Below are 11,593 nucleotides of genomic sequence, written 5' to 3' on the forward strand. Positions count from 1 at the left end.
TAATGCTTACTGTTATCGCTTCGCCGGACGCACATGAATATGCCCCGGCGGATGTTTAATCACCAACGGCTGCGCACAATGTGGGCAATTGGTATATGTCTGCAAGCGCGTTTCCTGTTTGACTTCCTCGAATACCAAACGCGCATCCGCACGGCTAATGCCTATCTTGACGCGCATTTTTTCCAAATAACGCAAGCCGCCAAAATCCAGCTTGCCATTTTCCATGGCACGTACCAGTTCAAAACGGAAACTTTCACGGCGACGCTTCAATTCATTGATCATGCCAGAGGCAAGAATGGCAGCAGGCAACGCCGCAATCGCAATGCCGGTGATGATAATAGTGCCACTAAACACTTTTCCTACTAGCGTTACTGGCACTACATCACCATAACCAACCGTTGCCACCGTCACCGCCGACCACCACAATGCGCGAGGAATACTACCGAATTTATCCGGTTGAATGTGACCTTCCACCAAATAAATACCCGTCGCAGACAACAACACCAACATGCACAAAATGAATAAAGCCGAGATCAAGTTATCCGCCTCTTGTCGCAATACTGCCAACAACAGCGCCAGAGAATGCGAATAGCGGGTCAATTTCAACAAGCGCAACAAACGCAAGCTACGCAACACGCGCAGATCAACTAACCCAAAAAATAAACTGAGGTAAAAAGGCAACACCGCCACCAAATCGACCAGTGCCATCGGTGACAACAAATAACGAATGCGCCCACGCATGGGATGCTGAAACGCAATGTGCTCAGATTCCACGCAAATCCAAGCCCGTAATACGTATTCCAGCGTGAAAATAGCCACCGAACACACTTCAAACCATTCAAAAAACGGGGCATACGCCTCGTAAATAGCGTGCTCAGACTCCACCACCACGGCAACGACATTCGCCACGACCAAAACCATTAAAAAATGGTTCAGAAACGTTGCCCATGCCCCGCCTTTTTGCACCTCCAACGCCAAATATAGCCACTGACGCGCCCTCAGCATCTGTGCTCTACTCAAAAGTGCCGCCGGATTTTTTGATACAACTCGGACAATTCTTCGCCCAACTCGTGTAACTCTTCTGCCACTTCCAAACGAAGATCTTCCACCTTATCGCTGATTTTATGCTGGAGTTTATCCACGTCCTCACCCAAATCATGAATTTCCTCTTTTGCTTTCAGGTTCAATTCCCAGCCGGTATCACGCAAACGCACCTGCATAGCGTCCCATTTGGTTTCCAAATGCGCCCACTCTTCGCGGGCATCCAAACCCAATACATGCAGACGCACACGCAACTCCTCACGCTCATTGGTCAGGGCTTGCATTAATTGCTGTAATTTTTCGTTCATGGCATCAACCTCCTGTGTTATTTACCCTGATAACTATACACTTTCAGCCAAATTAAGCACGGGCATTGCTCAAAGAATGGAACTTTTCAGCCGACACACGGCTCTATGAATTTGATTTTGTTTTACACCGACGTAAGGGCTTGTTATGAAAAAAATAGTATTATCACTGGTGGTGATTGCTGGCTTAGGGTTATCGGCGTGTGCTCCGATGAATCAGCAAACCTCACCCACCCCAACGGTCGTTCCCGCTAAAGATTTAAACTGGATTGCCGACAAAGTATACCGCAACGAAACCAGCGGCAACCCGGCCTTGCTGGTGGTGTGGAATGACCGCGAAGAATTCGCCTCCCTCGGTATCGGGCATTTCATCTGGTATCCGGCAGGACATCGCGGCCCTTATACCGAAACCTTCCCCGGCCTAATCGACTACACCAAAGCGCAAGGCGTACCCATCCCGCAATGGCTGACCAACCGCAACGTGCGCACCGCGCCTTGGGCAAACAAAGCCGCGTTTGAACGTGCTCGCAATGACCCAGAAATGCAGCAATTGCGCACGTTCCTGCAACAAACCATGAATATTCAGGCAAATTATATGTCTGAACGCCTCACCCGCGCCTTACCCACGATGCTAGAACAGGTTGCCCCGCAAGACCGTGATCGCGTCTTGCAAAACTACCAAGCGGTCGAAAAAACCCAACGCGGGCTGTATCCACTGCTGGATTACGTCAATTTCAAAGGCGAAGGCACTAGCCCAACCGAACGCTACAACGGTCAAGGCTGGGGCTTGCTGCAAGTACTGTTGACCATGCGCCCGGTTCAAGCAGGCCCGCAAGCGTTGGATGAGTTCGCGCGTGCCGCCGAAGAAGTTCTAGTGCGTCGTATCGCCAACTCTTCACCCGAACGCGGCGAAGCCAAATGGCTCCCCGGCTGGCGCACCCGCCTGAACACTTACCGCGCACAAGCACTGTTAAGCGCTTATTGAGTTCAACATCAGTAACCGCTTATCTTTAAAACCCTAGCGGTCAGAAACGTCAACCTTGCTACGCCAGCCTTGTCTGGCGTATTTTTTTGCAAAAATAACCAATGGATTTTTTTCAACGGATTGAGCAACTCAAGGATTCATGACATGCAAACTATCAATAATTACACCCGTTCATCTTCACAAGGATACGGGCGAACAGAAAGTACCAATAAATCATCTAACGCATCGTTAAAAATGCCAGCCGTTAATTCAGTAGCCCAATGGTCGGGTTACAACGGCGGCAACAAAAACATTTTTCAAAGTGTCGCGAATTTGATTCAGCAACTGCTGGCGCAAATTGAAAATAAACACAACCCTAAACCACAGCCACAGCCACAGCCACAACCCGCTGAATACCGCAGCGTGGATGGCACGGGCAACAACAAGAAAAACCCAACATGGGGTTCGGCAGGCATACAACATCAGCGCCGCATTCCCCAAGACAGTAGCCGTGAACCCGGTGGCTCTACAGAGCAGCGCCTGCCTAACCCACGTGAAGTCAGCAATGCAGTCGTTGCACAAGATGGTACAAATACCGTTAATCAAAAAGGCTTAAGCGATCTCTTCTGGATGTGGGGACAATTCCTCGACCATGACATGACTTCAACGCCAACCAGCAGTACCGAAAAAGCACCGATTGCTATTCCAGCCGGTGATCCACAATTCGACCCAACCGGCACTGGAACGGCGTCTATTCAACTCGCTCGCAGCACCGCAACCTTGGATGCGAATGGGCAACGCCAGCAAAGCAACAGTATCACTGCGTTTGTGGATGGCTCTAACGTCTATGGTTCTGACGCAGCCTATGCCGATTCGCTGCGCTCTCATGAAGGCGGCAAGATGAAAGTCTCCGCTGGCGACTTAATGCCCACCAATGAACAAGGGCAATTCCTCGCAGGGGATGCACGTTCTAACGAAAACATTGGCTTAGCGTCAATGCATACCTTATGGGTGCGCGAACACAATCGTCTTGCCGATGAAATTTCGCAAAAAAATCCCAAAATGAGCGATGAACAAGTCTATCAGGAAGCCCGTAAAGTCAACGTCGCACAAATGCAGGCGATTACCTACAACGAATTCCTGCCCAACCTGATCGGTAAAGACGCCATTCCGAAGTACACCGGCTACAAGTCCAATGTTGATCCGTCGATTGACAATGCTTTCGCCACCGCAGCATTCCGTATGGGTCACACCATGCTCTCCTCGAACCTGTTGCGTTTGGATGAAAATGGTCAAACCATTGAGCAAGGCAATGTCGCGCTAAAAGATGCGTTCTTCCGCCCGGATAAAGTTGTTGAAGCGGGTATCGACCCGATTCTGCGGGGAGCGGCGTCGCAAACCGCGCAGGCTGTCGACCCAATGATTGTGGATGACGTGCGTAACTTCCTCTTCCCACAAGGTGGATTAGACCTCGCTGCCGTCAACATCCAACGTGGACGTGACCACGGTTTAGCAGGCTACGGCGACACCCGCCAAGCTTTGGGTTTACGCCCAGTGAACAGCTTTGATTCCAATGTCTGGCGCGAAGGCTTTGGCGAGAAACTGGCGAGTGTGTACGATAAACCAGCCGATGTTGACCTGTGGGTAGCTGGCTTGGCAGAAAAGCCGGTCGGTGATTCCTTATTCGGGCAAACATTTACCAAAATCATGAGCGATCAATTCACACGCTTACGTGATGGTGATCGTTTCTGGTATGAAAACCAGTTCTCCGGCAAAGAACTGCAAGCCATCAAAAACACCAAACTTTCTGACATTATCGAGCGCAATACCGACTTCGATAATGTACAGAAAAATGCGTTTGTGGCCTCTAACGCTCACTTAGCTTAGTTTCTGCAATAGCGCAAGCGTGACGTAGGTATGTGTGCCTGCGTCACCTTGCAACACCGTGAACGGCGCATCCGCCTCGCCAAACTGATCAACCACCAATACTGCTTTGCTGAAATCGTGGTCACGGGTGTAATCATTCACCGTCACCACCGTTTTCAAATTAGCGGCGGTGGACGAGCGAATACCGTTATCCGAATCTTCAAACGCCAAGCACTCCTCAGGTTCTAACCCCATTTGCTGCATCGCATACTCATAAATATCCGGCGCGGGCTTTTTCTTAGGCACGATGTCGCCCGCCGCAATGCACTCAAACCAAGCAATGGATTCTTCACCCAAGGTGGCTTTCAGCAAGTAAGTCACGTTTTCTGGCGTAGTCGTGGTCGCAATTCCTAAACGCAAACCCGCCGCCCGCGCTTCCCGAATCAAGCGTTCCGCGCCGACGCGCAACGGAATTTCGCCCGCTTGCAACATTTCCAGATAAAAATGCGTTTTGCGTTTATGCATCCGTGCCGCGAACTCGGCAATGCCTTCGGCGGGTGCAAAATCTGGCAAATATTTTTCCACAAAATAGCGGATACGTTCTTTACCGCCGGTGACTGTCAACAAGTCGGCGTACAATGCGACGGTCCAATCCCAATCCAAACCGGCTTCGGCAAAGGCTTTATTGAAGGCGGGGCGATGTCCATCACGTTCGGTATCGGCAAGCGTGCCATCGACGTCGAAAAGCAAGGCGGTGAGCTGTGGCATAATGATTATCCTGATAATGTTGTGTGCCGGATTCTAGCCCATTATGTTACAACGCTTCAAACTGAATCGAAGTGCGCAATTCCCCTGCAAACAACGCATCAAAACCAACCGAGCCGCGCTGTTGCTGCACGCTAAAACCGGTTTGTACTGCCGGGGTAACACCCGCCACTTTCAGCAAATCGGCGGGGTATTCGATTTGCATGGAAACCTGCATCGGATAATAACCGTCCAAAAATTTGCGCATATACGGCCCGTTGAGCAATACATACGTGCCATCGTCCTGAATTCGCAGTGCACGGGTACGCGCTTGCAAACAAACCCGCGCATTAGCGCCAACTTTGCTGAGTTGCAGGCTGGAACCTTCCACCCACGCCTTCCCAATATTGCGCTGCTCAGTAATTTTCATATCGCGGATATAGCCATCGCGGAAAGTAATTTGCATCGCCGCAGCCTGATCCAGATTGTCATGGCATTGTTCGAGTTGCGCCCAGCCTTCCTGCAAAGATTCAGCAGTAATTTTGACTTTGTTTTGATGATGATGAAGCGCTTCACCCGCCGGTGCAGTTGCTAAAAAATCGAGTTTCCCTTCATTAATCACTACCGGCGGCGGTTCGGAGGTATCCGACTCAAACCACTTTTCCAATGCTTCACGTTCGGCATCAACGGCAGGCGATTCTGCCCAGACCGGCAATCCCACTAAAGGCAAACACAGCAAGAATCCATAGAAACGCATAGCCGCTACTCTCAGCCAGTGATTAAAGTTCGACTATGGCGAAACCATCAATGCTGGTCAATTATCCCAACAACTCCAGTTGTAACTTATCCACGTCAAGCGTTTGCATGTCCGCCAAACTCGGCAATTCATCCAATGATTTGAGGTTGAAATAATCCAGAAAGTGACGGGTGGTCCCCAACATTTCTGGTCTACCGGGGACGTCTTTATGCCCGATGACCCGCACCCAATCGCGTTCCAACAAGGTTTTAATGACATTGGCATTCACCGCCACACCGCGCACCTCTTCGATTTCGGCACGGGTAATCGGTTGCCGCCAAGCAATCAGCGCGAGTGTTTCTAAAAACGCACGGGAATATTTTTGCGGGCGTTCATCATGATGGCGTTGTACCCAAGGCTGAAATTCGACGCGAGTTTGCAAACGAAACCCGCTCGCCGTTTCCTTGAGTTCAAAGCTTTGCCCAGCACTCGCTGTTTGTAAAGTGTGTAACGCGCTCCGAATCGCGCCCCGCGAAATGCCTTCTTCCGGCAAGAAATAGTGTTCCAATTGTTCCAGTGACAATGGCTGGTCGGCGGTCAACAAAATGGCTTGCAAAATTGTGCTCAACTCCATTACATCACCGCCGTCGCCGCACGGATATACAGCCGCGCATACGCTTCATCACCTTGCGTGACATCAATCAAGTGCGCTTTGAGCAATTCCAACACCGCCATCAATGTCACCACCACGCCACGTCTGCCCTCTTCCACCCGAAACAATTGCTCAAATGGCACAAATTGTTGCGTCTGCAACGCCGCCAGTATCAACGTCATGCGCTCGCGGATCGACAAATGTTCACGCCGAATTTCGTGATGCGTAAACATATCCGCACGTTGCAAAACGCCCTGAAATGCCAGCAATAATTCACGCAATGACGCTTCGGGCGGCGGACGTGGCACTTTCGGAAAATCCGCAACGGTTTGCGCCACCCAATGATTACGTTCCAAACGCGGCAACGTATCCAAATCCGCTGCGGCTTGTCTACACTGTTCGTATTCCTGCAACTGGCGCATTAATTGCGCACGCGGATCGTCTTCTTCCTCAATCACCACTTGGCGGGGCAATAACAACCGTGACTTGATTTCTGCCAAGAGCGCCGCCATCAGCAAGTACTCAGCCGCAAGATCAAGCTTGAACTCTTGCATCAACTCCACATAAGCAACGTATTGCTCAGTAATAGCCGCAATCGGAATATCGCAGATGTCGAAGTGTTGCCGCCGAATCAAATACAACAATAGATCCAACGGCCCTTCAAACGCTTCCAAAAACACTTCGAGCGCATCGGGGGGAATGTACAAATCCGCTGGCATGGCGATAACTTGCTCGCCACGCACCACTGCGAAGGGTATTTCCCGCTGAATGGCACTCATTAGAGGTGATGGGTGAAATGCAGCGCTTCCATCACATCTGCCAAGGTTTCACGCGCCACTTGACGCGCCGACTCTGCGCCTTCACGCAAAATGGCACGCACCCGCCCCCGGTCTTGCTCGAATTCGGCAGCACGGCGTTGAATCGGGGCAAGCTCGGTTTGCACGGCCGTAATCACCGGCTGTTTGCATTCGAGGCAACCGATTCCGGCACTGCGGCAACCTTCCTGCACCCATTGCTTGGTAGCGTCATCCGAATACACCTCATGGAATTGCCACACCGGACACTTTGCCGGATCGCCGGGGTCAGTACGTCGCCCGCGTGCCGGGTCGGTCGGCATGGTGCGGATTTTCTTATCCACGCTTTCAGGGGATTCGCGCAAGGCAATCGTATTGTTGTACGACTTCGACATTTTTTGCCCATCCAGCCCCGGCATTTTGGACGCTTTGGTCAACGCCGCCTGCGGTTCCGGCAGGATGATTTTGCCAGAACCTTCCAAGTAACCGAACAAGCGCTCGCGATCACCCAGTGACAAGTTTTGCTGCGATTCCAATAATGCCCGCCCGACATTCAAGGCTTCGCCATCGCCTTGTTCCTGATATTGACGGCGCAAATCACGGTACATTTTCGCCTGTTTCTTGCCCATTTTATTAGCGGCTTGTTCGGCTTTTTGCTCAAAATCCGGTTCACGCCCGTACAAATGGTTGAAACGCCGCGCGACTTCGCGCGTTAATTCAATGTGCGCCACCTGATCTTCGCCCACCGGCACACGGTCGGCTTTGTAGATAAGAATGTCAGCCGACTGCAACAGCGGGTAGCCAAGAAAACCGTAGGTAGCGAGATCACGCTCCTTGAGTTTTTCCTGTTGGTCTTTGTAGGTAGGCACGCGCTCTAACCAACCCAGCGGGGTAATCATCGACAATAGCAGGTGTAATTCCGCGTGTTCCGGCACGTGTGACTGGGTAAAAATCGTCGCAGAACTGGGGCTAATACCCGCTGCCAACCAATCGATCGCCATGTCTTCGACGTGCTGGGAAATACTGCCCGGCGTTTCATAATGGGTGGTTAGCGCGTGCCAGTCCGCCACAAAAAAGAAGCACTCGTAATTGAGTTGCATCTCAACCCAATTTTTCAAGACACCGTGATAATGCCCCAGATGTAACAAGCCCGTCGGACGCATCCCAGAAACGACACGTTGATTTTGCGAAGGTGTAGTACTCACAGCAAACCTTTGTTGATCAAATAATGGAGATAAGCAAACCGTAAAGTGTACCAATAATCGGCCCGATAATCTGGTCTAGTACACCCAGAAGTAACAAAACAATCAGAATCGGAAAGCCATAGGGTTCAATTTTATCCAATACATCGGCCACACCACGCGGCACCAAACCTGCTAACACGCGCCCTCCATCCAACGGCGGTATCGGCAATAAGTTCAGCACCAGCAATACCAAGTTAAACACCAAACCGATTTGCGCCATGGTGACAAAACCATCGGCAATATTGGCATCGGGTATCACTGCCATAAAAACCGGCATCATCAGCACCCAAAACAACGCCATCAGCAAATTAGACAGCGGACCGGCTACCGCCACAATCGCCATATCGCGGCGTGGATTGTGTAAATTGCGCGTATTTACCGGAATCGGTTTTGCCCAACCAAAGGCGAACGGTTGCCCCATAGTTAGCATCGACATCAGTAACATGCCCAAAGGTAATGCCACCGTGCCAATCGGATCAATGTGTTTGAGGGGATTAATGGTCAAACGCCCCAGCATTTTCGCCGTGCTATCGCCAAGTTTATTGGCAACCCAACCGTGCGCCACTTCGTGCAGGGTAATCGCAAACAATACCGGAATCGCCCCCGCCACAATCAGGCGAATGACATAACCTATATCCATACCATCCATGCTTAATGCTCCACCAGCCAGTCAATATTGCCCTTGCCTTCGCGCAAGATCACGGGGCGGGCATCCATTAAATCCACCACGGTAGTGGGTTCATGCCCGCAGAAACCGCCGTCAATGATCAAATCGACTTGATGTTCCAACGACAACCGAATTTGGTAAGGGTCGATCATCGGCAAATCATCGCCGGGTAAAATCAAGGTGCTGGACATCAACGGCTCATTCAATTCCTGCAACAGGGTCTGCGTCACAATATGATCAGGCAAACGCACCCCAATGGTTTTGCGTTTAGGGTTCTGCAAGCGCCGAGGCACTTCGCGGGTCGCCTGTAGAATGAAGGTGTAAGGCCCCGGTGTCAAAGATTTAATCAGGCGATAATTCATATTATCCACTTGACCGTAGAGGGAAATTTCTGACAAATCCCGACAAACTAGGGTGAAATTGTGCTTATTATCCAGCCTACGAATGCGTTGAATACGCTCCATCGCCGCCTTGTCGCCCAAATGACAACCAATGGCATAACTGGAATCGGTCGGAAATACCACCACGCCACCGTCGCGGATAATCGTTACCGCTTGGCGAATTAAGCGTATCTGGGGGTTTTCTGGATGAATTTGAAAATACTGACTCATTGTACAATTATCGTTTAGAATGGTTAACTTTAACCGATTATACCAATACGTATGAAGTTCCTGTTTGACTTTTTCCCGGTTGCACTCTTCTTTCTGGCGTATAAGTTCTTTGCCGAACTACCGCCCGCGTGGATTGCCGCCGCCAATCAGTTACCGCTGATGACACTTAACCAGACTGAACCGAAAGATGCCATCTTATTGGCGACACTGGTGATCATTTTGGCGACTATCGTGCAAAATGCCCTGTATTTTGCGCTGCACCGCCGCTTTGAACGGATGCATTTGATCACGTTAGCCATCCTGATTGTATTTGGCACGCTTACCTTATTCCTAAAAGACCCCATTTTTATTAAGTGGAAAGTCAGCATTATCAATTGGGGTTTCGCACTGGCTTTCTTGCTCAGTCAATACATAGGTGCTCGCAAAACCTTGACGGAGCGCATGATGTCGAGCGCGATTCAAGTTCCTGCCCCTGTTTGGATTACGACCAATCGGCTGTGGGTAGGCTTTTTTGTCTTCATCGGCGTGCTCAATCTGGTTGTGGCTTACGCTTTCAGTGAAGAAATTTGGGTGGACTTCAAACTGTTCGGCGTCTTAGGGTTAACCTTTGCGTTCATCATTGCGCAAGTGTTCTACCTGCAAAAACACGCCCTTGAAACGCCCGAAAATACCACCAAATAGTTAACAAACGTTAAGGACACGACACTCATGTTATATGTCATTATTGGCGACGATGTTGAACACAGTCTGGCGCAACGGCTTGCCGCCCGCCCAGCACATCTGGAACGGCTTCATGCGTTACGGGATGCAGGCCATCTGCTACTCGCAGGCCCCAACCCCGCGATCGACAGTAACGATCCGGGTGAAGCGGGCTTCAGTGGCAGCGTGATCATTGCTGAATTCGACTCACTGGAAGCGGCACAACGCTGGGCAGACGCTGACCCTTACGTGGCAGCAGGGGTTTACCAGCGCGTTACCGTCAAACCGTTCAAAAAAGTTTTACCGTAAATCAACGAGGACAATACTCACCATGCGTTTTAACAAAACTACAATGATCGCAACCGGGCTGGTTGGATTAACGCTGCTGGCAACCAATCTGTATGCGGAAGACACAACCGTTGTCGCAACCGTTAACGGTACAGACATTACCCAAGAAACTTTGGATACCGTTGTCAAGATGGTCGGCGGAATGCCCGGTGCACAAGTTGACACCAAATCGGTACTAGATGATCTGATTATCACCGAGTTAGCACGCCAAGAAGCGAACAAAGCGGGGCTGGTTGAACGTCAAGAAATCAAAGACAAAATCAAAGATGCCACCGATCGCCTGATCCTGAATACTTGGACACAGGAAAAAGCAGCGTCTTTCAAACCCAGCGAAGATGAGCTGAAAAAAGCCTACGAAGAGCGCACCAGCGGCGACAAAGTGGAATATAAAGCCCGTCACATCCTGATGAAAACCAAGGAAGAAGCCGAAGGCATCATCAAAGAACTGGAAAACAAAGTCGATTTTGCTGACTTGGCCAAGAAATCTTCCGATGGCCCCTCTTCCACCCAAGGCGGCGATTTAGGCTGGTTCAAAGCCAGCACCATGGTCAAAGCGTTTGCTGAAGCAGTCGCCAAAATGGAACCCGGCACCATTACCAAAGAACCTGTGCAAACCGAATTCGGCTGGCACGTCATTAAATTGGAAGAACGCCGTGACGTCAAACCACCTGAAATGGAAGCTTTGAAACCGCAAATCGAACGTGAATACCAGCAGAAAAAAATGTTGGCTTACATGGACGAGTTAAAAGCCAAAGCAGACATCAAAGTCACGCTGCCAGCAAAAGCTGCTAAACCAGCCGCCGATGCAGCGCCTGCCGCGACTGAAGCTAAACCCGAAGAAAAGAAATAAGGGAAACCCCCTCTCGCTCCCTTCCCTGATAAGGGGAGGGCTGGGGAGGGGTTTCTTTAACCACCACCAACT

Annotated in this window: 14 protein-coding genes; 5 read left to right on the forward strand and 9 right to left on the reverse strand. The window is 50.6% G+C overall.

Going from position 1 to position 11,593, the window contains the following annotated elements; genetic code table 11:
* Window positions 1–12 precede the first annotated feature (12 nt).
* Window positions 13–1,005 carry a potassium channel family protein gene (locus HMY34_RS02625; protein WP_202717768.1) on the reverse strand — a complete coding sequence of 331 codons (993 nt, stop codon included), beginning with the start codon at window positions 1,003–1,005 and terminating at the stop codon, window positions 13–15.
* Between the two features lie 11 nt (window positions 1,006–1,016).
* On the reverse strand, window positions 1,017–1,349 hold the full coding sequence (locus HMY34_RS02630; RefSeq protein ID WP_202717769.1) for a hypothetical protein: 333 nt from the start codon (window positions 1,347–1,349) through the stop codon (window positions 1,017–1,019).
* A 145-nt stretch (window positions 1,350–1,494) separates the two neighbouring features.
* On the opposite strand from HMY34_RS02630, the gene HMY34_RS02635 reads away from it, so the two are divergent.
* A complete protein-coding gene (locus HMY34_RS02635) occupies window positions 1,495–2,331 on the forward strand; it encodes a hypothetical protein (protein WP_202717770.1) in 837 nt (278 codons plus the stop codon).
* A gap of 144 nt (window positions 2,332–2,475) precedes the next feature.
* The gene (locus HMY34_RS02640; protein WP_202717771.1) at window positions 2,476–4,197 is read left to right on the forward strand and encodes a peroxidase family protein; all 1,722 of its coding nucleotides are present in this window, start codon (window positions 2,476–2,478) and stop codon (window positions 4,195–4,197) included.
* Here HMY34_RS02640 and HMY34_RS02645 read toward each other — a convergent pair.
* The 7 genes from HMY34_RS02645 to HMY34_RS02675 all read right to left on the reverse strand — a co-directional run bounded on the left by HMY34_RS02645 (window position 4,189) and on the right by HMY34_RS02675 (window position 9,624).
* Window positions 4,189–4,944, reverse strand: a complete 756-nt coding sequence (locus tag HMY34_RS02645) for an HAD family hydrolase (RefSeq protein ID WP_202717772.1) — start codon at window positions 4,942–4,944, stop codon at window positions 4,189–4,191. The genes HMY34_RS02640 and HMY34_RS02645 overlap by 9 nt on opposite strands.
* Window positions 4,945–4,990: 46 nt before the next feature.
* The gene (locus HMY34_RS02650) at window positions 4,991–5,677 is read right to left on the reverse strand and encodes a hypothetical protein (protein ID WP_202717773.1); all 687 of its coding nucleotides are present in this window, start codon (window positions 5,675–5,677) and stop codon (window positions 4,991–4,993) included.
* 61 nt (window positions 5,678–5,738) lie between these two features.
* Entirely contained in the window at window positions 5,739–6,290 is a 552-nt protein-coding gene (gene scpB / locus HMY34_RS02655; protein ID WP_202717774.1) for an SMC-Scp complex subunit ScpB, read from the reverse strand.
* Complete coding sequence (locus HMY34_RS02660; RefSeq protein ID WP_202717775.1) at window positions 6,290–7,087, reverse strand: segregation and condensation protein A; 798 nt, start codon at window positions 7,085–7,087, stop codon at window positions 6,290–6,292. The genes scpB and HMY34_RS02660 overlap by 1 nt, the downstream gene beginning before the upstream one ends.
* Window positions 7,087–8,307, reverse strand: a complete 1,221-nt coding sequence (locus HMY34_RS02665; protein WP_202717776.1) for a tryptophan--tRNA ligase — start codon at window positions 8,305–8,307, stop codon at window positions 7,087–7,089. The genes HMY34_RS02660 and HMY34_RS02665 overlap by 1 nt, the downstream gene beginning before the upstream one ends.
* A 16-nt stretch (window positions 8,308–8,323) precedes the next feature.
* On the reverse strand, window positions 8,324–8,995 hold the full coding sequence (locus tag HMY34_RS02670; RefSeq protein WP_228287959.1) for a site-2 protease family protein: 672 nt from the start codon (window positions 8,993–8,995) through the stop codon (window positions 8,324–8,326).
* Window positions 8,996–8,997: 2 nt separating this feature from the next.
* Window positions 8,998–9,624, reverse strand: a complete 627-nt coding sequence (locus tag HMY34_RS02675; protein WP_202717777.1) for an L-threonylcarbamoyladenylate synthase — start codon at window positions 9,622–9,624, stop codon at window positions 8,998–9,000.
* A gap of 51 nt (window positions 9,625–9,675) precedes the next feature.
* Between HMY34_RS02675 and HMY34_RS02680 the strand changes: the two genes are divergently transcribed.
* The 3 genes from HMY34_RS02680 to HMY34_RS02690 are packed head-to-tail and all read left to right on the forward strand — an operon-like array spanning window position 9,676 to window position 11,521.
* Window positions 9,676–10,305: a septation protein A gene (locus HMY34_RS02680; RefSeq protein WP_202717778.1), complete on the forward strand. Its 630-nt coding sequence runs from the start codon at window positions 9,676–9,678 to the stop codon at window positions 10,303–10,305.
* A 27-nt stretch (window positions 10,306–10,332) separates the two neighbouring features.
* Window positions 10,333–10,632 (forward strand): YciI family protein, encoded by a 300-nt coding sequence (locus tag HMY34_RS02685; protein WP_202717779.1) that lies wholly within the window; start codon window positions 10,333–10,335, stop codon window positions 10,630–10,632.
* Window positions 10,633–10,654: 22 nt separating this feature from the next.
* Entirely contained in the window at window positions 10,655–11,521 is an 867-nt protein-coding gene (locus tag HMY34_RS02690; RefSeq protein WP_202717780.1) for a peptidylprolyl isomerase, read from the forward strand.
* Window positions 11,522–11,593 lie beyond the last annotated feature (72 nt).

It is taken from the genome of Thiothrix subterranea (assembly GCF_016772315.1).
Taxonomy (GTDB): Bacteria; Pseudomonadota; Gammaproteobacteria; order Thiotrichales; family Thiotrichaceae; genus Thiothrix; species Thiothrix subterranea.